Genomic DNA, 25,620 nt, shown 5'->3' on the forward strand with positions numbered 1-25,620 from the left:
GCCGGTCGCGGGGGTCAGGACGATCGCCCCGCGCTGGGGGGCTGACGGCAGATGCAGGACGTGGACCGGCGCGGGGCGCGGCGGTCCGCCGCGCGCATGGCGCAGGGCGCCGTGGCCGTGGGCCTCGCCCTGGGCGTCGGCGGGTTCGCCATCGCCCCGGCCGCCGTGGGCGGCGCCTCGTTCGGCGCCCGGGACGAGACCGAGCCGACCCCGTCGCCGAGCGCGCCGGACGCCGCGGACACCCTCACCCCCCAGGTGGTCCAGGTGCGCGGCGAGGCCGTCGTGGCCGCCGCCAGCACCGTCCAGGAGGCCGGCGACGCCAAGGCCGACGCGATCGCGGCCGCGGTCCCCGCCGACGCCACGACCGCGCTGGACACCGCGGTCGCCGAGCTCGACACCCTGATCGTCGCGACCCAGTCGGAGCAGCCGGCGCTCAGCGCGCTGCAGCCCGCCACGGACTCAACGCCCGCGCCGGTGCTGTCCGGCGAGGCGCTGGCGGAGGCCGTCGAGCAGGCCGGGTCCTCGGCGCTCGCGGACGCCGCGGCCGCCGACGGGGCGCAGACCACGTCGGACGACGAGGCCGGCGAGCCCGCCGCGTCGCCGTCGGCGCTGCCCACGGGCGCGACCGACCCCGCCGCCGCGGACGCCGACCCCGCCGCCGTCCGCCTCACCGCGGCCCGCGACCGGGTGGCGACGCTGACCGCGGAGCTGCAGACCGTCACGCAGCAGGCGCAGGAGGCGGCCGCGGCCGCCGAGGCCGCCCGGGTCGCCGCGGAGGCGGCCCGCAAGGAGGCCCAGCGCACGTCGCTCGAGGGCTACGCCAACGGCCGGATCCCGTCCTCGGCGCTGTGCGGGCTCGACTTCGCGCCGGGCCAGGAGCTGCGCTGCGACGCCGCGGAGGCGCTGGAGCAGCTGAACGTCGCCTTCACGCAGGCGTTCGGTACGGCCCTGGTCATCACGGACTCCTACCGGTCCTACAGCCAGCAGGTCGCGTGCCGGGCCCAGAAGGGCAGCCTGTGCGCCACCCCGGGCACCTCCAACCACGGCGGCGGCGTCGCGGTGGACCTCGGCGGCAACGCCTACACGTTCGGCACCGACCAGCACGACTGGATGCTGGCGCACGCCGAGGAGTACGGCTGGACGCTGCCGGCGTGGGCCCGCTCGACGGGGTCGAAGCCGGAGCCGTGGCACTGGGAGTACATCGGCTGACGCCGGCGCGCACCCGGTGCGCGGTCCCGGACCGGAGGGTGCGCGGCCGGTCGGGGCGACCTACGGTGAGCAGCGCGGCGGCCGCCCGGCCGCCCGGCCACCACTCGTGAGGAGCCTCGACATGCCCACTCGCACCGCACGCACCGCCTGGAACGGCACCCTCAACGAGGGCGGCGGCCAGGTGGAGCTCACCAGCTCGAAGGTCGGCACCTACGACGTGTCGTTCCCGAAGCGGGCGGCCGACGAGGCCGGCGGCACCACCAGCCCCGAGGAGCTGATCGCGGCGGCGCACTCGTCCTGCTACGCGATGCAGCTGTCCGCGCTGATCGGCGAGGCCGGGGGCACCCCGGAGTCGCTGGAGGTCACCGCCGACGTCACGCTGAGCCCCGACCCGGCCGGCGGCTTCCGGATCAGCGGCATCGCGCTGACGGTCCGCGGCGAGGTGTCCGGCCTCGACGAGGCAGGCTTCCTCAAGGCGGCCGACGACGCGAAGGCCACCTGCCCGGTCAGCAAGGCGCTCACCGGCACCGAGATCACGCTGGACGCCGCGCTGGAGTCCTGAGCCGCCGGCACCCGCCCGCGACGCGGCGACGCCCCCGCCGGCCCACCCGGGCCCGGCGGGGGCGTCGCCGCGTCCGGGGCCTGGACGGTGCGCCACCCCGCACCCGGCCGGGTGGAAGACTGACCGCGTGCCGACCGCCACGTCCCTCCCCCCGGGCGCCGACCCCCGCACGCCGGACGGCCCCGACGCCGCCGAGCTCGTCCGCGCCCTGCGCGCCGCCGTCGCCGGCGGGGTGGACGACTCCGCCCGCCGCCGCGCCGAGTACTCGACCGACGCGTCCAACTACCGCGTCGTGCCGTCCGTCGTCGTGTTCCCCCGGGACGTGGACGACGCGCTCGCCGCCCTCGACGTCGCGCGCGGCCTGGGTGCCCCGGTGACGTCCCGGGGCGGTGGCACGTCGGTCGCCGGCAACGCCGTCGGCACGGGCGTCGTGCTCGACTGGTCGCGGCACGTGAACCGGGTGCTCGACGTGGACCCGGAGGCCCGCACCGCGCGGGTCGAGCCGGGCGTCGTCATGGCGGTGCTGCAGCGCGCCGCGGCGCCGCACGGGCTGCGGTTCGGGCCGGACCCGTCGACGCAGGCGCGCGCGACGCTCGGCGGGATGATCGGCAACAACGCCTGCGGCCCGCGCGCGGTCGCCTACGGGCGGACGGCCGACAACGTGCTGGAGCTCGACGTCGTCGACGGTCGGGGGCGGCGGTTCACGGCGGGCCGCGGCCTCGAGCCGGTCGACGGCCTGGACGCCCTGGTCCGTGCCGAGATGGCGACCCTCCGCACCGAGCTCGGCCGGTTCGGCCGCCAGGTGTCGGGCTACTCGCTCGAGCACCTGCTGCCGGAGAACGGCGCCGACCTCGCGAAGGCGCTCGTCGGCACCGAGGGCACCGTCGTCACGCTGCTCGGCGCGACGGTCCGCCTGGTGCCGGTGTCCGCGGCGCCCGTCCTGGTCGTGCTCGGCTACCCCGACATGGCGACCGCCGCCGACGCGGTCCCCGCGCTGCTGGCGCACCGGCCGCTGGCCGTCGAGGGCATGGACGCCCGCCTGGTCGACGTCGTGCGCCGGGTCAAGGGCGCCGCCGCGGTGCCGCCCCTGCCCGAGGGCGCCGGCTGGCTGATGTGCGAGGTCGGCGGCGACACCCTCGACGAGGCGCTCGGGCGGGCGCACGCGCTCGCGGCCGACGCCGGCACCCGCGCGGTCGGCGTGTTCCCGCCCGGCCCCGAGGCCGCCGCGATGTGGCGCATCCGCGAGGACGGCGCCGGCCTCGGCGGGCGGACGCCGTCGGGGGAGCAGGCGTGGCCGGGCTTCGAGGACTCCGCGGTGCCCCCCGAGCGCCTGGGCGCGTACCTGCGCGAGCTCGAGGCGCTCATGGCCCGGCACGGTGTCGACGGCCTGGCGTACGGGCACTTCGGCGACGGCTGCGTGCACCTGCGGCTCGACGTCCCGATGGAGCGGTCCGGCGACCCGATGCGCGCCTTCATGACCGACGCGGCGCACCTCGTGGCGGCGCACGGCGGGTCGCTGTCCGGCGAGCACGGCGACGGCCGCGCCCGCTCCGAGCTGCTGCCGGTCATGTACTCCGAGAAGGCCATCGGCGCGTTCGAGGCGTTCAAGGCGCTGCTCGACCCCGACGACCTGCTCAATCCCGGCGTGCTGGTCCGCCCGCGGCCGCTGGACGCCGACCTGCGCCGCCCGCACGCCCGGCCGATCCCCGCGGGGCACGGCGGCTTCGCGTTCGGCCACGACCACGGCGACTTCACCACCGCCGTGCACCGGTGCGTGGGCGTCGGCAAGTGCCGCGCGGACTCGTCGGCGGCCGGCGGGTTCATGTGCCCGTCGTACCTGGCGACGAAGGACGAGAAGGACTCGACCCGCGGCCGCGCCCGCGTCCTGCAGGAGATGGCCAACGGCACGCTGGTGTCCCGCGGCTGGTCCTCGCCCGAGGTGCACGACGTCCTCGACCTGTGCCTGTCCTGCAAGGCGTGCTCCTCGGACTGCCCCGCCGGCGTCGACATGGCGCAGTACAAGGCCGAGGTGCTGCACCGCACCTACCGCGGCCGGCTGCGCCCGGTGAACCACTACGCCCTCGGCTGGCTGCCCCGCTGGACCCGGCTCGTCACCGGCGTCCCGGGGCTGGCTCGGCTGGCCAACGCCGCGCTGTCGGTCCGGCCGCTGGCGAAGGTCGTGCTCAAGCTCGGCGGCATGGACACCCGGCGGAAGATGGTGCGGTTCGCACCCGCGCCGTTCCGGTCCCGGGTGCGGCGCGGCGAGGTCGAGGCGCGGCCCGGCGCGGCGCCGACGGCCCAGGGCGCCGGGGCGCTCTCCGTCACCGGCACCTCCGGCCGCCCGCCGGTGCTGCTGTGGACCGACTCGTTCAGCGACAGCCTCGCGCCCTCGGTCCCGGTCGCCGCCGTGAAGGTGCTGCGCGCCGCGGGCTACGAGGTGCTCGTCCCCGAGCACGACGCGTGCTGCGGGCTCACCTGGATCTCCACCGGCCAGCTCGACGGCGCCCGCAAGCGGCTCACCCACCTGCTCGAGGTGCTCGGGCCGTACGCCGTGAACGGCGTGCCGATCGTCGGGCTCGAGCCGTCCTGCACCGCCGTGCTGCGCTCGGACCTGCTCGACCTGCTGCCCGGGGACCCGCGTGCCGTCGCCGTGGCCCGCGCCACCCGGACCCTCGCGGAGCTGCTGACCGCGCCCGCGCCGATCGGGCCGGGGGACCGGTGGCAGCTTCCGGACCTGTCGGACGTCACCGCCGTGGTGCAGCCGCACTGCCACCACCACAGCGTCATGACCTACACCGCCGACCGCACCCTGCTGACCGAGGCCGGGGCGTCGTTCTCGACGCTGGCCGGCTGCTGCGGCCTGGCGGGCAACTTCGGCATGGAGGCGGGCCACTACGACGTGTCGGTCCAGGTGGCGGAGCGGGCGCTGCTCCCGGCGCTGCGCGAGGCCGCGCCCGGGGACGTCTTCCTGGCCGACGGCTACTCCTGCCGCACCCAGGCCGACCAGCTGGCGGACGTGCAGGGCGTGCACCTCGCGGAGCTGCTGGCGGCGCACCTGCCGTCGTCGTCGGCTCGGCGGTAGGCGGCGGGCCTGCGGATTTGGGTGACGGCGCCGGGTGCCGTACTCTGGTCGCTGCCCAAGACCGCAGGTCGTCGGCTCCCGTGAACACCCCGCCTCCGCGGGGCGCGCGCGAGAGCCGCCCGAAGTCCCGCTCACGCGGAGGCCCGCGCAGGTGATCGATGTTCGATGGTGAGGCGCGCGAGCGCCTCGACTGCGAGCCCCGGCGCCTGCGCCGGGGCTCTTTGCGTGCCGGGGCCGAGGACGACGCCCGGCGGCACCACCATCGGAAGGATTGCCATGGCGAGGCCGGACAAGGCAGCCGCAGTCGCCGAGCTCACGGACCAGTTCCGTGACTCGAACGCTGCCGTGCTGACCGAGTACCGCGGGCTCACCGTCGCGCAGCTCAAGCAGCTGCGCCGGTCGCTGAGCGGCAACGCGAACTACGCCGTGGTGAAGAACACGCTGACCGCGATCGCGGCCAAGGAAGCCGGCATCGAGGGGATCGCCGACGAGCTCAAGGGCCCGTCCGCCATCGCCTTCGTGACCGGTGACCCGGTCGAGGCCGCCAAGGGTCTGCGTGACTTCGCCAAGGCGAACCCCGCACTGGTCATCAAGGGCGGTGTCCTCGACGGGCGCGCCCTGACCGCTGCGGACGTCACCAAGCTCGCGGACCTCGAGTCCCGCGAGGTCCTGCTGGCCAAGGCGGCCGGTGCGATGAAGGCCAAGCTGTTCCAGACGGCGTACCTCTTCACCGCGCCCGCCTCGAAGGCCGTGCGCACCGTCGAGGCGCTGCGCGTGCAGCAGGAGACCGCCGACACCGCTGCCTGAGCCACCCCGGCTCACGCGCTCCCCACACTGCCCCGCACGGTCGACCCGACCGGCGAGGACCGAACGGAAGGAACCGCCATCATGGCGAAGCTCACCACCGACGAGCTCATCGAGCAGTTCAAGGGCCTCACCCTCATCGAGCTCTCCGAGTTCGTGAAGGCGTTCGAGGACGTCTTCGAGGTCACCGCTGCGGCCCCGGCCGCCGTGGCCGTCGCCCCCGCCGCCGGCGGTGCCGGTGCCGAGGCCGCCGCCGAGGAGGAGAAGGACGAGTTCGACGTCATCCTCGAGGCCGCCGGCGACAAGAAGATCCAGGTCATCAAGGAGGTGCGCGGCCTCACCTCGCTCGGTCTGAAGGAGGCCAAGGACCTCGTGGACGGCGCCCCGAAGCCGGTCCTGGAGAACGTCAACAAGGAGACCGCGGACAAGGCCAAGGCCGCCCTCGAGGGCGCTGGCGCCACCGTCACCCTCAAGTGACCCGCTCCGGCGGTCGCTGACCGCCGGGTCGCCTCGCACGCGGGCCCGCACCCCTTCCGGGGGTGCGGGCCTTCGTCGTGCCCGGGGGTCGCGGAGCGGTGGGGCACGTGCACCGGCGGCCGGGCGGGGCGCGGGAGCGGGGCGGCGGGAATGCCGGCGGGGGAGCGGCGCGTTGCAGGGCACCGGAGGCACGACGGCGTGCCCCGGACCGGCCCGCGGCGCCGCCCGACCAGGTGTGGCGCACGCCCCATACCACGACCTGTGGACATCGCGCCACGTCTGTACTACGCTAGCGCTTTGCGCTGGCCTGTGCCCGCGACCCCGTATAACCCGGGCCCGACGGCATCGTAGTACGCGATGCCGTCAGGGCCTGAGGCCGGGGGGTCGCGAACCGCCGGGCCCGTCGCAGGGAACTCGATCTGCTGGGAAGGACCCCTCTTGGCTGCCTCGCGCACCTCCTCCGAAACGTCCGAAGCCATCGCGAACCGCACCATCTCCCGCCGCGTCTCGTTCGCCCGGATCGACGAGCCCCTCGAGGTCCCGGACCTCCTCGGGCTCCAGACGGAGAGCTTCGACTGGCTGCTCGGCAACGAGAAGTGGCAGGCCCGCGTCGCCGCCGCCCTCGAGAACGGCCGGCAGGACGTCCCGGAGACCGCTGGACTGGAGGAGATCTTCGAGGAGATCTCCCCCATCGAGGACTTCGGCGGCACCATGTCGCTGTCGTTCCGCGAGCACCGTTTCGAGCCGCCGAAGTACACGGCCGACGAGTGCAAGGAGAAGGACTTCACCTACGCGGCGCCGCTGTTCGTGACCGCGGAGTTCGTGAACTACACCACCGGTGAGATCAAGAGCCAGACGGTCTTCATGGGCGACTTCCCGCTCATGAGCGAGCGCGGCACCTTCATCATCAACGGCACCGAGCGCGTCGTCGTGTCGCAGCTCGTCCGCTCCCCGGGCGTGTACTTCGAGCGCACCGCCGACAAGACGTCCGACAAGGACATCTTCTCGGTCAAGATGATCCCGAGCCGCGGCGCCTGGCTGGAGTTCGAGATCGACAAGCGCGACAACGTCGGCGTCCGCGTCGACCGCAAGCGCAAGCAGAACGCCACCGTGCTGCTCAAGGCGCTCGGCATGACCGAGTCGGAGATCCGCGAGGAGTTCGCGCAGTTCCCGGCCGTCATCGACACCCTGGAGAAGGACCACGTCCAGACCCAGGACGAGGCGCTGCTCGACCTGTACCGCAAGATCCGCCCGGGTGAGCCGCCGACCGTCGAGGCCGGCCGCGCGCTGATCGAGAACTTCTACTTCAACCCGAAGCGCTACGACCTCGCCAAGGTCGGCCGCTACAAGCTGAACAAGAAGCTCGGCATCGACGTGCCGCTCGCCGACTCGGTGCTGTCCCGGGACGACATCGTCGCCGCGATCAAGTACATGGCCGCGCTGCACGCCGACGTCGCGACCCTGCCGGGCCGCCGCAACGGCGAGGCGATCGAGGTCCGCGTCGAGACGGACGACATCGACCACTTCGGCAACCGCCGCATCCGCGCCGTGGGCGAGCTCATCCAGAACCAGGTCCGCACGGGCCTGTCCCGGATGGAGCGCGTCGTGCGCGAGCGCATGACGACCCAGGACGTCGAGGCGATCACGCCGCAGACCCTGATCAACATCCGCCCTGTCGTGGCCTCCATCAAGGAGTTCTTCGGGACGAGCCAGCTGTCGCAGTTCATGGACCAGAACAACCCGCTCGCCGGCCTGACGCACAAGCGTCGCCTGTCCGCGCTGGGCCCGGGCGGTCTGTCCCGCGACCGCGCCGGCATGGAGGTCCGTGACGTCCACCCGTCGCACTACGGCCGCATGTGCCCGATCGAGACCCCCGAGGGCCCGAACATCGGCCTCATCGGCTCGCTCGCGACGTTCGGGCGGATCAACCCGTTCGGCTTCGTCGAGACCCCGTACCGCAAGGTCGAGTTCGGCCGCGTGACGGACGAGGTGCACTACCTCACCGCCGACGACGAGGACCGCTACGTCATCGCCCAGGCCAACGCGTCCGTGGACGCCGACGGCAAGTTCTCCGACGAGACCGTCCTGGTCCGCGTCAAGGGCGGCGACACCGAGGACGTCCCGGCCGAGACGGTCGACTACATGGACGTCTCCCCGCGCCAGATGGTGTCGGTCGCGACCGCGCTCATCCCGTTCCTCGAGCACGACGACGCGAACCGCGCGCTCATGGGCGCGAACATGCAGCGCCAGGCCGTGCCGCTGGTCCGCTCCGAGGCGCCGCTGGTCGGCACCGGCATGGAGTGGCGCGCGGCGGTCGACGCCGGCGACGTCATCGTGGCGAGCAAGCCGGGCGTGGTCACCGAGGTGTCGGCCGACCTGATCACGGTCGCCAACGACGACGCCACCACGAGCACCTACCGGGTGGCGAAGTTCCGCCGCTCGAACCAGGGCACGTCCTACAACCAGCGCGTGCTGGTCGACCAGGGCGCCCGCGTCGAGGTCGGCTCCGTGCTGGCCGACGGCCCGGCCACGGACGAGGGCGAGCTGTCGCTCGGCCGCAACCTGCTGGTCGCGTTCATGTCGTGGGAGGGCCACAACTACGAGGACGCGATCATCCTGTCGCAGCGCCTCGTGCAGGACGACGTCCTGTCCTCGATCCACATCGAGGAGCACGAGGTCGACGCCCGCGACACCAAGCTCGGCCCCGAGGAGATCACCCGGGACATCCCGAACGTCTCCGAGGACGTGCTGGCGGACCTGGACGAGCGCGGCATCATCCGCATCGGCGCCGAGGTCTCGGCGGGCGACGTGCTCGTCGGCAAGGTCACGCCCAAGGGCGAGACCGAGCTGACCCCGGAGGAGCGCCTGCTGCGCGCGATCTTCGGCGAGAAGGCCCGCGAGGTCCGCGACACGTCCCTCAAGGTGCCGCACGGCGAGTCCGGCACGGTCATCGAGGTGCGCACGTTCAACCGCGAGGACGGCGACGAGCTGCCCGCCGGCGTGAACGAGCTCGTCCGGGTGTACATCGCCCAGCGCCGCAAGATCACGGACGGCGACAAGCTCGCCGGCCGCCACGGCAACAAGGGCGTCATCTCGAAGATCCTGCCCGTCGAGGACATGCCGTTCCTCCCGGACGGCACCGCGGTGGACATCGTCCTGAACCCGATGGGTGTCCCCGGGCGCATGAACGTCGGCCAGGTGCTGGAGGTCCACCTCGGGTGGATCGCCAAGCAGGGCTGGAACGTCGAGCTGGCCGAGGGCGACCTGTCCTGGGTCGACGAGGTGCCCGACATCGCGAGGTCGTCGCAGCCGGGCGTCCCGGTCGCGACGCCGGTGTTCGACGGCGTGCCGGAGGAGACCCTCACCGGTCTGCTCGGCGCGACCCTGCCGAACCGCGACGGCGAGCGCATGGTCGGCGTGGACGGCAAGGCGCGGCTGTTCGACGGCCGCTCCGGCGAGCCGTTCCCGGACCCGGTGGCCGTGGGCTACATGTACATCCTCAAGCTGCACCACCTGGTGGACGACAAGATCCACGCCCGGTCGACCGGCCCGTACTCGATGATCACGCAGCAGCCGCTGGGTGGTAAGGCGCAGTTCGGCGGCCAGCGGTTCGGCGAGATGGAGGTGTGGGCCCTCGAGGCGTACGGCGCCGCCTACACGCTGCAGGAGCTCCTGACCATCAAGTCGGACGACATCCCGGGCCGCGTGAAGGTGTACGAGGCCATCGTCAAGGGCGAGAACATCCCCGACTCGGGCATCCCGGAGTCCTTCAAGGTGCTCCTCAAGGAGATGCAGTCCCTCTGCCTGAACGTCGAGGTGCTGTCCTCCGACGGCGTGTCGATCGACATGCGGGAGAACGACGACGAGGTGTACCGCGCCGCCGAGGAGCTGGGCATCGACCTGTCGCGCCGCCCGAACGCCGCGAGCACCGTCGACGAGATCTGACGCCGAGCGTCCGCCGGCCCCCTCACCGGGGCCGGCGGGCCGCCCGCAACCCCTTGCAGCATCTTCATCCCGCCGGTCGCGCCCCGCGCGCACCGGCAAGCGAAGGAAGTAGGACCCCTTGCTCGACGTCAACGTCTTCGACGAGCTGCGCATCGGCCTGGCCACGGCCGACGACATCCGGACCTGGTCGCACGGCGAGGTCAAGAAGCCCGAGACCATCAACTACCGCACCCTGAAGCCGGAGAAGGACGGGCTCTTCTGCGAGAAGATCTTCGGCCCCACCCGGGACTGGGAGTGCTACTGCGGCAAGTACAAGCGCGTGCGCTTCAAGGGCATCATCTGCGAGCGCTGCGGCGTCGAGGTGACCCGTTCCAAGGTGCGTCGTGAGCGCATGGGCCACATCGAGCTGGCCGCGCCCGTCACGCACATCTGGTTCTTCAAGGGCGTGCCCTCGCGCCTCGGCTACCTGCTCGACCTCGCCCCGAAGGACCTGGAGAAGGTCATCTACTTCGCGGCGTACATGATCACGTGGGTCGACACCGACGGCCGCCAGGAGGACCTGCCGAACCTCCAGAACGAGATCGACCTGGAGCGCAAGGAGATCGCGGACCGCCGCGACAACGACATCAACACCCGCGCGTCGAAGCTCGAGGCCGACCTGGCCGAGCTCGAGGCCGAGGGTGCCAAGGCCGACGCGCGCCGCAAGGTCCGCGACTCGGCCGAGCGCGAGATGGCGCAGATCCGCAAGCGCGCGGACGCCGAGATCGAGCGCCTGGACACCATCTGGGACAAGTTCAAGAACCTCAAGGTCGCCGACCTCGAGGGCGACGAGCTGCTCTACCGCCAGCTGCAGGACCGCTACGGCAACTACTTCGAGGGCTCGATGGGCGCCGCGGCGATCCAGAAGCGCCTCGAGGCGTTCGACCTGGACGCCGAGGCCGAGAACCTGCGCGAGATCATCCGCTCGGGCAAGGGCCAGCGGAAGACCCGTGCGCTCAAGCGCCTCAAGGTCGTCAACGCGTTCCTCACCACGACGAACTCGCCGACCGGCATGGTGCTGGACGCCGTCCCGGTCATCCCGCCGGACCTGCGCCCGATGGTGCAGCTCGACGGCGGCCGGTTCGCGACGTCCGACCTGAACGACCTGTACCGCCGCGTCATCAACCGGAACAACCGCCTCAAGCGGCTCCTGGACCTGGGCGCGCCGGAGATCATCGTCAACAACGAGAAGCGGATGCTCCAGGAGGCCGTGGACTCGCTGTTCGACAACGGCCGCCGCGGCCGCCCCGTCACGGGCCCCGGCAACCGTCCGCTGAAGTCGATCTCCGACATGCTCAAGGGCAAGCAGGGCCGGTTCCGCCAGAACCTGCTCGGCAAGCGCGTCGACTACTCGGGTCGTTCGGTCATCGTCGTCGGCCCGCAGCTCAAGCTGCACCAGTGCGGTCTGCCCAAGCAGATGGCGCTCGAGCTGTTCAAGCCGTTCGTGATGAAGCGCCTGGTCGACCTGAACCACGCGCAGAACATCAAGTCCGCCAAGCGCATGGTCGAGCGCGCCCGCCCGGTCGTGTGGGACGTGCTCGAGGAGGTCATCACCGAGCACCCGGTGCTGCTGAACCGTGCGCCCACGCTGCACCGCCTCGGCATCCAGGCGTTCGAGCCCCAGCTCGTCGAGGGCAAGGCGATCCACCTGCACCCGCTCGTCTGCGGCGCGTTCAACGCCGACTTCGACGGCGACCAGATGGCCGTGCACCTGCCCCTGAGCGCGGAGGCGCAGGCCGAGGCCCGCATCCTCATGCTCTCGAGCAACAACATCCTGAAGCCGTCGGACGGCCGTCCGGTGACCATGCCCTCGCAGGACATGATCATCGGCCTGTTCCACCTGACCTCCGACAAGGAGGACGCGAAGGGTGCGGGCCGGGCGTTCAGCTCGGTGTCCGAGGCGATCATGGCGTTCGACCAGGGCTCGCTGGACCTCAACGCGGTCGTCAAGATCCGCATGGAGGGCCTCGTGTTCGGCCCCGGCCAGGAGCCCGAGGGCTTCTCGGCCGACCAGCCGTACCTGTTCGAGACCTCCCTCGGCCGGGCGCTGTTCAACGAGCTGCTGCCGGTGGACTACCCGTACGAGAACGGCGTCGTCGACAAGAAGCGCCTCTCCGTGATCGTCAACGACCTCGCGGAGCGGTACCCGAAGGTCGAGGTCGCCGCCTCGCTCGACGCCCTGAAGGAGGCCGGCTTCCGCTGGGCCACCCGCTCGGGCGTGACCATCGCGATCTCCGACGTGGCGGCCCCGTCCGCCAAGCAGGAGATCCTCACCGAGCACGAGGCGCGCGCGGCGAAGGTGCAGGGCCAGTACGACAAGGGCCTCATCACCGACGACGAGCGTCGTCAGGAGCTCATCGAGATCTGGACGCAGGCCACCGACAAGGTCGCCAAGGCGATGCAGGAGAACTTCTCCGCCCGCAACACCGTGTTCCGGATGGTCGGCTCGGGTGCGCGTGGTAACTGGATGCAGGTCCGCCAGATCGCCGGTATGCGCGGCCTCGTGGCGAACCCGAAGGGCGAGATCATCCCCCGCCCGATCAAGTCCAACTACCGCGAGGGCCTGTCGGTCCTGGAGTACTTCATCGCGACGCACGGCGCCCGCAAGGGTCTGGCGGACACCGCGCTGCGGACCGCCGACTCGGGCTACCTGACGCGTCGTCTGGTGGACGTCTCCCAGGACGTCATCGTCCGCGAGGAGGACTGCGGCACCGAGCGCGGCCTGACGATGCCGATCGGCGTCCCGGGCACCGGCGGTGCCCTGCGCCGGCACGACAAGGTCGAGACCAGCGTCTACGCGCGCACCCTGGCCACCGACGTCGAGATCGACGGCGAGGTCATCGGGAACGCGGGCGACGACGTGGGCGACGTCCTGCTCGACCGCCTGCTGGCGGCCGGCGTCGAGTCCCTCAAGGTCCGCTCCGTGCTGACCTGCGAGTCCCGCGTCGGCACCTGCGCCAAGTGCTACGGCCGCTCCCTGGCCACCGGCAAGCTGGTGGACATCGGCGAGGCCGTCGGCATCATCGCGGCGCAGTCCATCGGTGAGCCCGGCACGCAGCTGACCATGCGGACCTTCCACACCGGTGGTGTCGCGTCGGCCGAGGACATCACGCAGGGTCTGCCGCGTGTCCAGGAGCTCTTCGAGGCCCGCACCCCCAAGGGTGAGAGCCCGATCGCGGAGTTCTCCGGCCGCGTCGCCATCGACGAGGCGGACCGGACGCGGCGCATCGTGCTGACGCCGGACGACGGCTCCGAGGAGATCGCCTACCCGATCACCAAGCGCTCGCGCCTGCTGATCAGCGACGGCGACCACGTCGAGGTCGGCACGCAGCTGGTGCAGGGTGCGGTGGACCCGAAGAAGGTCCTGCGCATCCTCGGCCCGCGCGCCACGCAGAAGCACCTGGTGGACGAGGTCCAGGAGGTCTACAACTCCCAGGGCGTGGACATCCACGACAAGCACATCGAGGTCATCGTGCGGCAGATGCTGCGGCGCGTGACCGTGCTCGACTCGGGTGACACGGACCTGCTGCCGGGCGAGCTGGCCGAGCGCGGCCGGTTCGAGGACGCGAACCGCCGGGCGGTCGCCGAGGGCGGTCAGCCGGCCTCGGGTCGTCCGGAGCTGATGGGCATCACGAAGGCGTCGCTCGCGACGGACTCGTGGCTGTCGGCGGCGTCCTTCCAGGAGACGACCCGCGTCCTCACCGAGGCCGCGATGTCGGGCCGGAGCGACCCGCTGCTGGGCCTGAAGGAGAACGTGATCCTCGGCAAGCTGATCCCCGCCGGTACGGGCCTGCCCCGCTACCACGAGGTGTCGGTGGAGCCCACCGAGGAGGCGAAGGCCGAGCTGTACCCGTCCTTCGGCTACGACGAGATCGACTTCCCCGCCCTGGGCCTCGGCTCGGGCGAGGCGATCCCGCTCGAGGACATCGACTTCGGCGACTACCGCTGATCGTCGAGGTCACCGGCCCGGGGGGTCCGGTCGCGCCGCGTGCGTGACCGGGCCCCTCGGCCGTGCGGGCCGGGGCCCGGGGAACACCCGGGCCCCCGCGCGTGTTGTACGCCACGTCCCCGCGGTGCGGGTCGTCACCCAGGTGCTTTGACGGGTGTGCGGACGCACCGGTAACGTGGGACACCGTGCCCGCGCCGTCGGGCCCTCGCGCGCGCTCAGGTGGGTGACCACCTCGGGCGCCGGGTGGACAGCCCCCACCGCACCCCGCTCCCGGACCCCCGGGAACCGGTGCGCGGACCAGGAGGGGCCGACACGCCCGGGTGCGGGGGTCGGTTCGGGACGCAAGACCCCCCGGGGTAGTCGCGCGACGGGCGACGATCCGGACCAAGCCGGCCGTCCAGGGTGACGGGTGCCGGTCAGACCAGACTCATCAACAAGACGGAGACGTAGTGCCTACGATCCAGCAGCTGGTCCGCAAGGGCCGGACGCCGAAGACGAACAAGTCGAAGACACCTGCCCTGCAGGGCAGCCCGCAGCGCCGCGGCGTCTGCACCCGCGTGTACACGACCACCCCGAAGAAGCCGAACTCGGCTCTCCGCAAGGTCGCGCGCGTCAAGCTCTCCTCGGGCATCGAGGTCACGGCCTACATCCCCGGTGAGGGCCACAACCTGCAGGAGCACTCCATCGTGCTCGTCCGCGGCGGTCGTGTGAAGGACCTCCCCGGTGTGCGGTACAAGATCATCCGTGGTGCTCTGGACACCCAGGGCGTGAAGAACCGTAAGCAGGCGCGCAGCCGCTACGGCGCGAAGAAGGGCTGAACCGATGCCTCGTAAGGGTCCCGCCCCCCGCCGGCCGCTGATCGTCGACCCCGTCTACGGTTCGCCGGTCGTCACGCAGCTCATCAACAAGGTCCTCCTCGACGGCAAGAAGTCCGTCGCCGAGGCCATCGTCTACGGCGCGCTCGAGGGCGTCCGCGAGAAGACCCAGGGCGACCCGGTCGTCGTGCTCAAGCGCGCGCTGGACAACGTCCGCCCGTCGCTCGAGGTCCGCTCCCGCCGCGTCGGTGGCGCCACCTACCAGGTCCCGGTCGAGGTCCGTCCCGTCCGCCAGACCACGCTCGCGCTGCGCTGGCTCACGGACTACTCCCGCGCTCGCCGCGAGAAGACCATGACCGAGCGTCTGATGAACGAGATCCTCGACGCCAGCAACGGCCTGGGCGCCGCGGTGAAGCGCCGCGAGGACATGCACAAGATGGCCGAGTCCAACAAGGCGTTCGCCCACTACCGCTGGTAATCCCAGCAGTAGGGCGGACCCCACTACCGAGGGGCTGAACCTGTGGCACTGGACGTGCTCACGGACCTGAACAAGGTCCGGAACATCGGCATCATGGCGCACATCGATGCCGGCAAGACCACGACGACCGAGCGGATCCTGTACTACACGGGCGTCAACTACAAGATCGGCGAGACCCACGACGGCGCGTCGACCACGGACTGGATGGAGCAGGAGCAGGAGCGTGGCATCACGATCACGTCCGCTGCTGTGACCGCCTTCTGGAACAAGGGCAAGTCGAACGAGACGCAGATCAACGTCATCGACACGCCCGGTCACGTGGACTTCACCGTCGAGGTGGAGCGCTCGCTGCGCGTGCTCGACGGCGCGGTCGCGGTGTTCGACGGCAAGGAGGGCGTGGAGCCCCAGTCGGAGACCGTGTGGCGCCAGGCCGACAAGTACGAGGTCCCCCGCATCTGCTTCGTCAACAAGATGGACAAGCTGGGCGCGGACTTCTACTTCACGGTCGACACCATCGTGAACCGCCTCAAGGCCAAGCCGCTGGTCATCCAGCTGCCGATCGGTGCCGAGAACGACTTCATCGGCGTCGTCGACCTGGTCGAGATGCGCGCGCTGGTGTGGCGTGGCGAGACCGAGATGGGCGCGAAGTACGAGATCGAGGAGATCCCGGCCGACCTCCAGGAGCGGGCCGAGCAGTTCCGCAGCGAGCTGCTCGAGGCCGTCGCCGAGACGGACGACGAGCTGCTCGAGAAGTTCCTGGGCGGTGAGGAGCTCACGGTCGCCGAGATCAAGTCCGGCATCCGCAAGCTCACCATCTCCGGCGAGGCCTTCCCGGTCCTGTGCGGCTCGGCGTTCAAGAACAAGGGCGTCCAGCCCATGCTCGACGCCGTCGTCGACTACCTCCCGTCGCCCCTCGACGTCCCGGCCATCCAGGGCCACGACGTCAAGGACCCGGAGGTCGTCATCGAGCGCCACCCGGACGCCTCCGAGCCGTTCTCGGCCCTGGCGTTCAAGATCGCCGCGCACCCGTTCTTCGGCAAGCTCACCTTCATCCGGGTCTACTCGGGGAAGGTCGTGCAGGGCGCCCAGGTCATGAACTCGACCAAGGGCAAGAAGGAGCGCATCGGGAAGATCTTCCAGATGCACGCCAACAAGGAGAACCCGGTCGACGAGGCGACGGCCGGCCACATCTACGCGTTCATCGGCCTGAAGGACGTCACCACCGGTGACACCCTGTCGGACATGAACGCGCAGGTCATCCTCGAGTCGATGACCTTCCCCGAGCCGGTCATCGACGTGGCCATCGAGCCCAAGACGAAGGCCGACCAGGAGAAGCTCTCCACGGCGATCCAGAAGCTCGCCGAGGAGGACCCGACCTTCCGCGTCCGCCTGGACGAGGAGACCGGCCAGACCGTCATCGGCGGCATGGGCGAGCTCCACCTCGACATCCTCGTCGACCGCATGCGTCGCGAGTTCAAGGTCGAGGCGAACGTCGGCAAGCCGCAGGTGGCGTACCGCGAGACGATCCGCCGCACGGTGGAGAAGATCGACTACACCCACAAGAAGCAGACGGGTGGCTCGGGCCAGTTCGCGAAGGTCCAGATGACCTTCGAGCCGCTGCAGTCCGAGGACGGCGAGATGTACGCGTTCGTGAACGCCGTCACCGGTGGTCGCGTCCCGCGCGAGTACATCCCGTCCGTCGACCAGGGCATCCAGAGCGCCATGCAGCTCGGCGTGCTGGCCGGCTTCCCGCTGGTCGGCATCAAGGCCACGCTGCTCGACGGTGCGGCGCACGACGTCGACTCGTCCGAGATGGCGTTCAAGATCGCCGGCTCGATGATCCTCAAGGAGGCCGTCCGCAAGGCGGACCCGGTCCTCCTCGAGCCGATCATGGCCGTCGAGGTGCGCACGCCCGAGGACTACATGGGCGACGTCATCGGCGACATCAACTCGCGTCGCGGCATGATCCAGTCCATGGAGGACGCGACGGGCGTGAAGGTGATCCGCGCCCAGGTGCCGCTCTCCGAGATGTTCGGGTACGTCGGCGACCTGCGGTCCAAGACCCAGGGTCGTGCGGTGTACTCGATGCAGTTCGACAGCTACGCCGAGGTGCCTCGGAATGTTGCCGACGAGATCATCAAGAAGACCCGGGGCGAGTAGTCCCACAGGTCGAACCAAGAACGACCACCCAACCGACCCGTAGGACCGCACGTCCGCGGGGGGCCGCACGGCCCCCCGCATCGTTCGGCAATCTCTACACCAGAGTCCTGAGGAGGACCCAGTGGGCAAGGCGAAGTTCGAGCGGACCAAGCCGCACGTCAACATCGGGACCATCGGTCACGTCGACCACGGCAAGACGACGCTGACTGCTGCGATCTCGAAGGTGCTGCACGACAAGTACCCCGACCTGAACCCCTTCACGCCGTTCGACGAGATCGACAAGGCGCCGGAGGAGAAGCAGCGCGGCATCACGATCAACATCGCGCACGTCGAGTACCAGACGGAGAAGCGTCACTACGCTCACGTCGACGCGCCGGGTCACGCCGACTACATCAAGAACATGATCACGGGTGCGGCGCAGATGGACGGCGCCATCCTCGTGGTCGCCGCCACCGACGGCCCGATGGCCCAGACGCGCGAGCACGTCCTGCTCGCCCGTCAGGTCGGCGTGCCGTACCTGCTCGTGGCGCTCAACAAGTCCGACATGGTCGACGACGAGGAGATCCTCGAGCTCGTCGAGATGGAGGTCCGCGAGCTGCTGTCGTCGCAGGGCTTCGACGGCGACAACGCGCCCGTCATCCGCGTCTCCGGCCTGAAGGCCCTCGAGGGCGACCCGCAGTGGGTCAAGTCCGTCGAGGACCTGCTGGACGCCGTGGACGAGTCCGTGCCGGAGCCGGTGCGTGACATGGACAAGCCGTTCCTCATGCCGATCGAGGACGTCTTCACGATCACCGGTCGTGGCACCGTCGTCACCGGCAAGGTCGACCGCGGCAAGCTCGCGATCAACTCCGAGGTCGAGATCGTCGGCATCCGCCCGGCGCAGAAGACCACGGTCACCGGCATCGAGATGTTCCACAAGCAGATGGACGAGGCCTGGGCCGGCGAGAACTGCGGTCTGCTGCTCCGCGGCACCAAGCGCGAGGACGTCGAGCGCGGCCAGGTCGTCGTGAAGCCGGGCTCGATCACCCCGCACACCGAGTTCGAGGGTCAGGTCTACATCCTGGCCAAGGACGAGGGCGGGCGTCACAACCCGTTCTACTCGAACTACCGTCCGCAGTTCTACTTCCGGACCACGGACGTCACCGGCGTCATCACGCTGCCCGAGGGCACCGAGATGGTTATGCCCGGCGACAACACGGAGATCTCCGTGACGCTGATCCAGCCCATCGCGATGGAGGAGGGCCTCGGCTTCGCCATCCGCGAGGGTGGCCGCACCGTCGGCTCGGGCCGCGTCACCAAGATCATCAAGTGATCTGACCCCCTGCGGGGGGACCTGATCCACCGGGAGGGCCCGGGTGCTTCGGCACCCGGGCCCTCCTGCGTCCCCGGGGCGCCCTGGTGCCCGCCGTCCGGGCCTACGGTTTCCGGCCCGGCCCACCCCGTCCGGGGAAGGCCGGGTCGGAAACCGTAGGCGGGAGGCCAGGCCGGCGCCCGAAGGCCGGACGCATCCGGCGCTGCGCGGTCGCCGAGTCCTCCACAGCGCGGCGCCGGCGTCGCGTCCCCAGGGACGGGGCCGGCTGCGGCGCGTACGCTCCCGACGTCGCCTGGGGTGAGGGCATGGACGATCCGCTCGACCTCCTGCCGTCCGGCGCGTTCCTCGCGCGTGACGCCGCCCGCGCCGGCGTGGACGACGGCGTGCTGCGCCGTGCGGTGCGTGCGCGGGTGCTCGTGCGCCCGCGCACCGGGGTGTACGTCCGTGCGGACGAGTGGGGCCGTGCTGCTCCCGAGGCGCGGCACCTGCTGCTCGTCCAGGCCGTGGGGCGGCAGCTCGACCGCCCGGTGTTCTCGCACGAGTCCGCTGCGGTGCTGTGGGGGCTCCCGCTCGTGGGCTCCGCGCACGCCGTGCACGTGCTCGGCCCGGTGACCCCGACGGGGTCGCACCGCGGCACCGGTAGCCGGGCAGGGGTGGTGCGGCACGCGGCGCCCGCAGGCGTGCCGACCGTCTCGCGGTCGGGACTGCGGCTCACCGCGGCCGCAGAGACCCTCGTCTGCCTGGCCCGCGCGCGGGACCTGGTGCACGCGGTCCCGCTCGTCGACCAGGCGCTGCGGGCGGGCCTCGCCACGCGCGAGGACCTGCTGGTGGCCCTGGCTCACCGCGCCGGCGCCCCGGGCGCCCGCCGCGCCGCCCTTGCCCTCTCGCTCGGTGACGCCGCCGCCGAGTCGGTGGGGGAGTCGGTGAGCCGCGTGCGGATCCACCTCGACGGACTCGAGGCGCCTGCGCTCCAGGTCCGGCTCGCGGAGGGAGGGGCCGACGTCGCACGCGTCGACTTCTGGTGGGCCGCGGCGCGCGTGGTCGGCGAGTTCGACGGGCGCAAGAAGTACCGGGTCGACGGCGTGCCGGACCGGCGTTCGGTCGAGGACCGCGTGTGGGCGGAGAAGCAGCGCGAGGACCGGCTGCGCGACCTGGGCGTCCGCGTCGTCCGCTGGACGTGGTCGGACCTCTGGACGCCCGGCGTGCTGGCGCGGCGCCTCGTGGCCGCCGGTGTCCGACCTGCGCCCTCCGGCCGTCCCGGCGCCGATCGTCGTAGGGTGGGCCGGAAGGCGTAGGAGCGGCCGGGGGGGGTCGGCGGGGGCAACGCTGGGGACGTCCGGCAGGGCTGGACCAGGGCGTGCCGCCGAGTCCGCGCAGGGGCGGGGCGCGTGATCGCGCGGGTGTGACGGAGGTCCGGTTGGACCTTTCGGGTCCCGGCTGGCACACTAGACAAGTTGCCCGACGACGGGGGTGTCTGCGCGCGTGCGCCCAGACCCCGAGAATCGGGCACGGGACGCGTGCGGGTCCAGCAGCAAGCCCGGGGTCACCCGGCGTCGGACCTGATCACCACAACGACCTCGTCCCGGCCGGCGCGCGCCCCGCGCACCCGGCAGGGACCAGCGCGGAGGAACGTCGCGAAAAGCGACACGCCCGAGTGCGGGGGTCGGACACCAAGCAGTTCGAGAGAGAGAAGCAGACGACGCCATGGCGGGACAGAAGATCCGCATCCGGCTCAAGTCCTACGACCACGAGGTCATCGACAGCTCGGCGCGCAAGATCGTCGACACGGTGAGCCGCGCTGGTGCGACGGTCGTGGGCCCGGTGCCGCTCCCGACGGAGAAGAACGTCTTCGTCGTCATCCGGTCGCCCCACAAGTACAAGGACAGCCGCGAGCACTTCGAGATGCGCACGCACAAGCGGCTCATCGACATCATCGATCCCACGCCGAAGGCGGTCGACTCGCTCATGCGTCTCGACCTGCCGGCCGACGTGAACATCGAGATCAAGCTCTGACGCTGGGAAGGAACTGATCTTCATGGTTACCCAGCAGAACGCGCGCCCCGTCACGGCGGTGCTCGGCACGAAGCTCGGCATGACGCAGGTGTGGGACGCCAACGGGCGTCTCGTCCCCGTCACCGTGGTCTCGGTCGGCACCAACGTCGTGACCCAGGTGCGCTCCGCTGAGGCCGACGGCTACGCCGCGGTGCAGCTGGCCTACGGCCAGGTGGACCCGCGCAAGGTCACGAAGCCGCTGAAGGGCCACTTCGAGAAGGCGGGGGTCACCCCCCGTCGGCACGTGGCCGAGATCCGGACGCCGGACGCCGCCGAGTTCACCCTCGGCCAGGAGATCACCGCGGAGGCCTTCGAGGCCGGCGCGCTGGTCGACGTCATCGGCACCACCAAGGGCAAGGGCACCGCCGGTGTCATGAAGCGCCACGGGTTCGCCGGCGTCGGCGCCTCGCACGGTGCGCACCGCAACCACCGCAAGCCGGGCTCGATCGGTGGCGCCTCGACGCCGTCGCGCGTGTTCAAGGGCGTGCGGATGGCCGGTCGCATGGGCGCCGCCCGTCAGACCACCCAGAACCTGACCGTCCACGCGGTCGACGCCGAGAAGGGTCTGCTGCTGCTCAAGGGAGCGGTTCCGGGCCCGAAGCGCGGCGTCGTCGTCGTGCGTACCGCCGTGAAGGGGGCATGAGCCTCATGTCCGAGACGCTGACCGTCGACGTGCTCGACGCCCAGGGCAAGAAGGCCGGCACGGCCGACCTGCCCGGTGAGGTGTTCGACGCGCAGACGAACGTCCCGCTGATCCACCAGGTGGTCGTCGCCCAGCTCGCTGCCGCGCGCCAGGGCACCCACGACACCAAGACCCGCGGCGAGGTCCGCGGTGGTGGCAAGAAGCCGTACAAGCAGAAGGGCACCGGCCGCGCCCGCCAGGGTTCGACCCGTGCGCCGCAGTTCGCCGGCGGTGGCACCGTCCACGGCCCGACCCCGCGCGACTACTCCCAGCGGACCCCGAAGAAGATGAAGGCCGCGGCGCTCCGCGGTGCTCTCTCGGACCGCGCCCGCGCCGGCCGCGTCCACGTCGTCACCGGTTTCGGTGTCAACGAGGCGCCGTCGACCAAGGCCGCGCTGCAGGTCCTGGACACGCTGTCCGGCCGCAAGCACGTCCTCGTGGTCGTGGAGCGCGCGGACGAGCTGGCCTGGAAGTCGCTGCGCAACGTCGAGCGGGTCCACCTGCTCGTCGCCGACCAGCTCAACACCTACGACGTGCTCGTCTCCGACGACGTCGTGTTCACCCAGGGCGCGCTCGACACGTTCCTCGCCGGTCCCGTGAAGGGCCGCGGCGCGACCGCCGTCGCGACGTCGTCCGAGGCCGAGGAGGACGCCAAGTGACCACCGTCGCCAAGGACCCCCGCGACATCCTGATCGCGCCGGTCGTCTCGGAGAAGAGCTACGGGCTGCTCGACGAGGGGAAGTACACCTTCATCGTCGACCCGCGCGCGAACAAGACCGAGATCAAGATCGCCGTCGAGCAGGTCTTCTCGGTCAAGGTCGACTCCGTGAACACGATCAACCGCAAGGGCAAGACGCGGCGGACCCGTTCCGGCACCGGCAAGCGCAAGGACACGAAGCGCGCGATCGTCACCCTCCGCGAGGGCACGATCGACATCTTCGGCGGACCGGTCGGCTGACCGGGCCCGAGAGCAGATTGAGGACAGATCCCCATGGGAATCCGTAAGTACAAGCCGACGACGCCGGGGCGCCGCGGCGCGAGCGTCGCCGACTTCGTCGAGATCACGCGCTCCACGCCGGAGAAGTCTCTGGTCCGCCCGCTGCACAAGACCGGTGGTCGTAACTCGACCGGCCGCGTCACCATGCGGCACCAGGGTGGTGGCCACAAGCGCGCCTACCGCGTGATCGACTTCCGTCGTCACGACAAGGACGGCGTGCCGGCCAAGGTCGCGCACATCGAGTACGACCCGAACCGCACGGCGCGCATCGCGCTCCTGCACTACGCGGACGGCGAGAAGCGCTACATCATCGCGCCGAACAAGCTGAAGCAGGGCGACGTCGTCGAGAACGGCGCCGGCGCCGACATCAAGCCCGGCAACAACCTGCCGCTGCGCAACATCCCGACCGGTACGGTCATCCACGCCATCGAGCTCAAGCCCGGTGGCGGCGCGAAGATCGCCCGTTCGGCCGGTGCGTCGGTGCAGCTCGTCGCCAAGGACGGCCCGTACGCGCAGCTGCGCATGCCGTCCGGCGAGATCCGCAACGTCGACCTGCGCTGCCGCGCCACGGTCGGCGAGGTGGGCAACGCCGAGCAGTCGAACATCAACTGGGGCAAGGCCGGCCGCATGCGCTGGAAGGGCAAGCGCCCCTCGGTCCGCGGTGTCGCGATGAACCCGATCGACCACCCGCACGGTGGTGGCGAGGGCAAGACGTCCGGTGGTCGTCACCCGGTGAGCCCCTGGGGCCAGCCGGAGGGCCGCACGCGTCGTCCGAACAAGCCGAGCGACAAGCTCATCGTCCGTCGCCGCCGCACCGGCAAGAAGCGCTGATAGGAGCCGGGAGATATGCCTCGCAGCCTGAAGAAGGGGCCCTTCGTCGACGGGCACCTGCAGAAGAAGGTCGACGCGCAGAACGCCGCCGGCACCAAGAACGTCATCAAGACGTGGTCGCGTCGTTCGATGATCACCCCGGACTTCCTGGGGCACACGTTCGCGGTGCACGACGGCCGCAAGCACACGCCGGTGTTCGTCACGGAGTCGATGGTCGGGCACAAGCTCGGCGAGTTCGCCCCGACGCGGACGTTCCGCGGCCACGAGAAGGACGACCGTAAGGGCCGTCGCCGCTGACCCCCGGGTCGGCTGAGCGACTGCCCTGACGGCAGAGACAAGAAGGCAGGACAGCAATGGAAGCCAAGGCGAAGGCGCGGTTCGTCCGCGTCACGCCCCAGAAGGCCCGGCGCGTCGTGGACCTCATCCGTGGCAAGCAGGCCGGCGAGGCCGTGTCGACGCTGAAGTTCGCGCCGCAGGCCGCTGGCGAGACGGTCCTCAAGGTCGTCGAGTCGGCGATCGCGAACGCCCGCGAGGGCGCCAAGCGTGCCGGTGAGCGCTTCGACGAGGGCAACCTCTACGTGGCCGAGGCGTTCGTGGACGAGGGTCCGACGCTGAAGCGGTTCCGCCCCCGGGCGCAGGGCCGCGCGAGCCAGATCCTCAAGCGCACGAGCCACATCACCGTGGTCGTCGCCGAGCGTGAGACGAAGGGAAGGGCCTGACAGTGGGACAGAAGGTCAACCCGCTCGGGTACCGCCTGGGCATCACGACCGATCACCGTTCGCGGTGGTTCGCCGACTCGACCAAGCCGGGTCAGCGCTACCGCGACTACGTCCGCGAGGACGTGCAGATCCGCAAGCTCATGAGCACGGGTCTCGAGCGCGCGGGCATCGCGAAGGTGGAGATCGAGCGCACGCGTGACCGCGTCCGCGTCGACATCCACACCGCGCGCCCGGGCATCGTCATCGGCCGCCGCGGCGCCGAGGCGGACCGCATCCGCGGTGAGCTCGAGAAGCTCACGGGCAAGCAGGTGCAGCTCAACATCCTCGAGGTCAAGAACGCCGAGATCGAGGCGCAGCTGGTCGCCCAGGGCATCGCGGAGCAGCTCGCCTCGCGCGTGTCCTTCCGTCGTGCGATGCGCAAGGGCATGCAGTCCGCGCAGCGCGCCGGCGCCAAGGGCATCCGCGTGCAGGTCTCCGGCCGCCTCGGCGGCGCGGAGATGAGCCGCACGGAGTTCTACCGCGAGGGTCGGGTGCCGCTGCACACGCTCCGCGCGAACATCGACTACGGCTTCTTCGAGGCCCGCACGACCTTCGGCCGCATCGGCGTGAAGGTCTGGGTCTACAAGGGCGACATGACCGAGCGCGACTTCGCCCGCGAGCAGGCCACCCAGGCCCCGCGGCAGTCCCGTGGCCCCCGCGGTGACCGTGGTGACCGCGGCGACCGCGGCCCGCGTGGCGGTGGCCGCCGGAACGAGCGGACCGAGGCCCCCGCGGCCGAGTCCGCCGCCCCGGCCGCGGCCGTTGCGGAGACGTCGGCTCCTGAGACCGGAACGGAGGCCTGAGCCGTGCTGATCCCGCGCAGGCTGAAGCACCGCAAGCAGCACCACCCCGGGCGCTCCGGCGCCGCCACGGGTGGCACCTCGATCGCGTTCGGCGAGTACGGCATCCAGGCTCTCGAGCCCGCCTACGTGACGAACCGCCAGATCGAGGCTGCTCGTATCGCGATGACCCGCCACATCAAGCGTGGCGGCAAGGTCTGGATCAACATCTACCCGGACCGTCCGCTCACGAAGAAGCCGGCCGAGACCCGCATGGGTTCCGGCAAGGGTTCGCCGGAGTGGTGGATCGCCAACGTCAAGCCCGGCCGAGTGATGTTCGAGCTCGCCGGCGTCCCGGAGCCCCTGGCGCGCGAGGCCATGCGCCGCGCGCAGCACAAGCTCCCGATGAAGACCCGTTTCGTGGTTCGCGAGGGTGGTAACTGATGGCTATCGGCACCAAGGACCTGGCTCCCAGCGAGCTGGACGCCTTCGACGACGAGCGCCTCGTGGCCGAGCTGAAGAAGGCCAAGGAGGAGCTGTTCAACCTGCGCTTCCAGTCGGCCACCGGTCAGCTCGAGAGCCACGGCCGCCTCAAGGCCGTGCGTCGCGACATCGCCCGGATCTACACGATCCTGCGTGAGCGCGAGCTCGGCATCCGGACCGCGCCCAGCGCGAGCGAGTGAGGACTC

At 71.2% G+C, this 25,620-nt stretch carries 22 protein-coding genes; all 22 read left to right on the top strand.

The features are described from left to right. Nucleotides 1–51 precede the first annotated feature (51 nt). The 22 genes from FA014_RS19825 (at nt 52) to rpmC (ending at nt 25,614) form a co-directional block, all read left to right on the top strand. Nucleotides 52–1,209, top strand: a complete 1,158-nt coding sequence (locus tag FA014_RS19825) for a D-alanyl-D-alanine carboxypeptidase family protein (RefSeq protein ID WP_195969139.1) — start codon at nt 52–54, stop codon at nt 1,207–1,209. Nucleotides 1,210–1,330: 121 nt separating this feature from the next. After that, on the top strand, nt 1,331–1,771 hold the full coding sequence (locus tag FA014_RS03010) for an OsmC family protein (protein ID WP_154728237.1): 441 nt from the start codon (nt 1,331–1,333) through the stop codon (nt 1,769–1,771). 127 nt (nt 1,772–1,898) lie between these two features. Beyond that, nucleotides 1,899–4,853, top strand: coding sequence for an FAD-binding and (Fe-S)-binding domain-containing protein (locus FA014_RS03015; protein ID WP_154728238.1), 2,955 nt, complete (start codon nt 1,899–1,901; stop codon nt 4,851–4,853). A gap of 276 nt (nt 4,854–5,129) precedes the next feature. After that, the gene (gene rplJ, locus FA014_RS03020; RefSeq protein ID WP_154728239.1) at nt 5,130–5,660 is read left to right on the top strand and encodes a 50S ribosomal protein L10; all 531 of its coding nucleotides are present in this window, start codon (nt 5,130–5,132) and stop codon (nt 5,658–5,660) included. An 81-nt stretch (nt 5,661–5,741) separates the two neighbouring features. Beyond that, nucleotides 5,742–6,134 carry a 50S ribosomal protein L7/L12 gene (rplL, locus tag FA014_RS03025; protein WP_147794369.1) on the top strand — a complete coding sequence of 131 codons (393 nt, stop codon included), beginning with the start codon at nt 5,742–5,744 and terminating at the stop codon, nt 6,132–6,134. 438 nt (nt 6,135–6,572) lie between these two features. After that, the gene (gene rpoB / locus FA014_RS03030) at nt 6,573–10,079 is read left to right on the top strand and encodes a DNA-directed RNA polymerase subunit beta (RefSeq protein WP_154728240.1); all 3,507 of its coding nucleotides are present in this window, start codon (nt 6,573–6,575) and stop codon (nt 10,077–10,079) included. Nucleotides 10,080–10,197: 118 nt separating this feature from the next. Next, nucleotides 10,198–14,067: a DNA-directed RNA polymerase subunit beta' gene (locus FA014_RS03035; protein WP_154728241.1), complete on the top strand. Its 3,870-nt coding sequence runs from the start codon at nt 10,198–10,200 to the stop codon at nt 14,065–14,067. 449 nt (nt 14,068–14,516) lie between these two features. Beyond that, on the top strand, nt 14,517–14,885 hold the full coding sequence (gene rpsL / locus FA014_RS03040) for a 30S ribosomal protein S12 (protein ID WP_122147700.1): 369 nt from the start codon (nt 14,517–14,519) through the stop codon (nt 14,883–14,885). Nucleotides 14,886–14,889: 4 nt separating this feature from the next. Beyond that, the gene (gene rpsG, locus FA014_RS03045; protein WP_122147699.1) at nt 14,890–15,360 is read left to right on the top strand and encodes a 30S ribosomal protein S7; all 471 of its coding nucleotides are present in this window, start codon (nt 14,890–14,892) and stop codon (nt 15,358–15,360) included. Nucleotides 15,361–15,402: 42 nt separating this feature from the next. After that, a complete protein-coding gene (gene fusA / locus FA014_RS03050) occupies nt 15,403–17,520 on the top strand; it encodes an elongation factor G (protein WP_154728242.1) in 2,118 nt (705 codons plus the stop codon). A gap of 121 nt (nt 17,521–17,641) precedes the next feature. Beyond that, a complete protein-coding gene (gene tuf / locus FA014_RS03055) occupies nt 17,642–18,832 on the top strand; it encodes an elongation factor Tu (RefSeq protein WP_154728243.1) in 1,191 nt (396 codons plus the stop codon). Nucleotides 18,833–19,137: 305 nt separating this feature from the next. Then, on the top strand, nt 19,138–20,127 hold the full coding sequence (locus FA014_RS03060) for a type IV toxin-antitoxin system AbiEi family antitoxin domain-containing protein (protein WP_154728244.1): 990 nt from the start codon (nt 19,138–19,140) through the stop codon (nt 20,125–20,127). Nucleotides 20,128–20,536: 409 nt separating this feature from the next. After that, on the top strand, nt 20,537–20,845 hold the full coding sequence (rpsJ, locus tag FA014_RS03065) for a 30S ribosomal protein S10 (protein ID WP_122147693.1): 309 nt from the start codon (nt 20,537–20,539) through the stop codon (nt 20,843–20,845). Nucleotides 20,846–20,867: 22 nt separating this feature from the next. Continuing rightward, the gene (gene rplC / locus FA014_RS03070; RefSeq protein WP_154728245.1) at nt 20,868–21,527 is read left to right on the top strand and encodes a 50S ribosomal protein L3; all 660 of its coding nucleotides are present in this window, start codon (nt 20,868–20,870) and stop codon (nt 21,525–21,527) included. 5 nt (nt 21,528–21,532) lie between these two features. Beyond that, nucleotides 21,533–22,225 carry a 50S ribosomal protein L4 gene (gene rplD / locus FA014_RS03075; RefSeq protein WP_147796935.1) on the top strand — a complete coding sequence of 231 codons (693 nt, stop codon included), beginning with the start codon at nt 21,533–21,535 and terminating at the stop codon, nt 22,223–22,225. Further along, the gene (gene rplW / locus FA014_RS03080) at nt 22,222–22,524 is read left to right on the top strand and encodes a 50S ribosomal protein L23 (protein WP_154728246.1); all 303 of its coding nucleotides are present in this window, start codon (nt 22,222–22,224) and stop codon (nt 22,522–22,524) included. Before rplD ends, rplW begins: the two co-directional genes overlap by 4 nt. A gap of 33 nt (nt 22,525–22,557) precedes the next feature. After that, on the top strand, nt 22,558–23,394 hold the full coding sequence (gene rplB, locus FA014_RS03085; protein ID WP_154728247.1) for a 50S ribosomal protein L2: 837 nt from the start codon (nt 22,558–22,560) through the stop codon (nt 23,392–23,394). Between the two features lie 15 nt (nt 23,395–23,409). Beyond that, nucleotides 23,410–23,691, top strand: coding sequence for a 30S ribosomal protein S19 (rpsS, locus tag FA014_RS03090; protein ID WP_146838615.1), 282 nt, complete (start codon nt 23,410–23,412; stop codon nt 23,689–23,691). A gap of 56 nt (nt 23,692–23,747) precedes the next feature. After that, the gene (gene rplV / locus FA014_RS03095; RefSeq protein WP_147794357.1) at nt 23,748–24,113 is read left to right on the top strand and encodes a 50S ribosomal protein L22; all 366 of its coding nucleotides are present in this window, start codon (nt 23,748–23,750) and stop codon (nt 24,111–24,113) included. A gap of 2 nt (nt 24,114–24,115) precedes the next feature. Next, nucleotides 24,116–24,955: a 30S ribosomal protein S3 gene (gene rpsC / locus FA014_RS03100; RefSeq protein WP_154728248.1), complete on the top strand. Its 840-nt coding sequence runs from the start codon at nt 24,116–24,118 to the stop codon at nt 24,953–24,955. 3 nt (nt 24,956–24,958) lie between these two features. Beyond that, the gene (gene rplP / locus FA014_RS03105) at nt 24,959–25,375 is read left to right on the top strand and encodes a 50S ribosomal protein L16 (protein ID WP_154728249.1); all 417 of its coding nucleotides are present in this window, start codon (nt 24,959–24,961) and stop codon (nt 25,373–25,375) included. Beyond that, on the top strand, nt 25,375–25,614 hold the full coding sequence (gene rpmC, locus FA014_RS03110; RefSeq protein WP_034625876.1) for a 50S ribosomal protein L29: 240 nt from the start codon (nt 25,375–25,377) through the stop codon (nt 25,612–25,614). The genes rplP and rpmC overlap by 1 nt, the downstream gene beginning before the upstream one ends. Nucleotides 25,615–25,620 lie beyond the last annotated feature (6 nt).

Source organism: Cellulomonas hominis (assembly GCF_005239125.1).
In the GTDB taxonomy this organism is placed as follows: domain Bacteria; phylum Actinomycetota; class Actinomycetes; order Actinomycetales; family Cellulomonadaceae; genus Cellulomonas; species Cellulomonas hominis_A.

Bases quoted from the DNA above. Each gene is read 5' to 3' on its own strand.
- FA014_RS19825 (WP_195969139.1), top strand. From the start codon at position 52: ATGCAGGACGTGGACCGGCGCGGGGCGCGGCGGTCCGCCGCGCGCATG.
- FA014_RS03010 (WP_154728237.1), top strand. From the start codon at position 1,331: ATGCCCACTCGCACCGCACGCACCGCCTGGAACGGCACCCTCAACGAG.
- rplJ (WP_154728239.1), top strand. From the start codon at position 5,130: ATGGCGAGGCCGGACAAGGCAGCCGCAGTCGCCGAGCTCACGGACCAG.
- rplL (WP_147794369.1), top strand. From the start codon at position 5,742: ATGGCGAAGCTCACCACCGACGAGCTCATCGAGCAGTTCAAGGGCCTC.
- rpsG (WP_122147699.1), top strand. From the start codon at position 14,890: ATGCCTCGTAAGGGTCCCGCCCCCCGCCGGCCGCTGATCGTCGACCCC.
- FA014_RS03060 (WP_154728244.1), top strand. From the start codon at position 19,138: ATGGACGATCCGCTCGACCTCCTGCCGTCCGGCGCGTTCCTCGCGCGT.
- rpsJ (WP_122147693.1), top strand. From the start codon at position 20,537: ATGGCGGGACAGAAGATCCGCATCCGGCTCAAGTCCTACGACCACGAG.
- rplC (WP_154728245.1), top strand. From the start codon at position 20,868: ATGGTTACCCAGCAGAACGCGCGCCCCGTCACGGCGGTGCTCGGCACG.
- rplD (WP_147796935.1), top strand. From the start codon at position 21,533: ATGTCCGAGACGCTGACCGTCGACGTGCTCGACGCCCAGGGCAAGAAG.
- rplB (WP_154728247.1), top strand. From the start codon at position 22,558: ATGGGAATCCGTAAGTACAAGCCGACGACGCCGGGGCGCCGCGGCGCG.
- rpsS (WP_146838615.1), top strand. From the start codon at position 23,410: ATGCCTCGCAGCCTGAAGAAGGGGCCCTTCGTCGACGGGCACCTGCAG.
- rplV (WP_147794357.1), top strand. From the start codon at position 23,748: ATGGAAGCCAAGGCGAAGGCGCGGTTCGTCCGCGTCACGCCCCAGAAG.
- rpmC (WP_034625876.1), top strand. From the start codon at position 25,375: ATGGCTATCGGCACCAAGGACCTGGCTCCCAGCGAGCTGGACGCCTTC.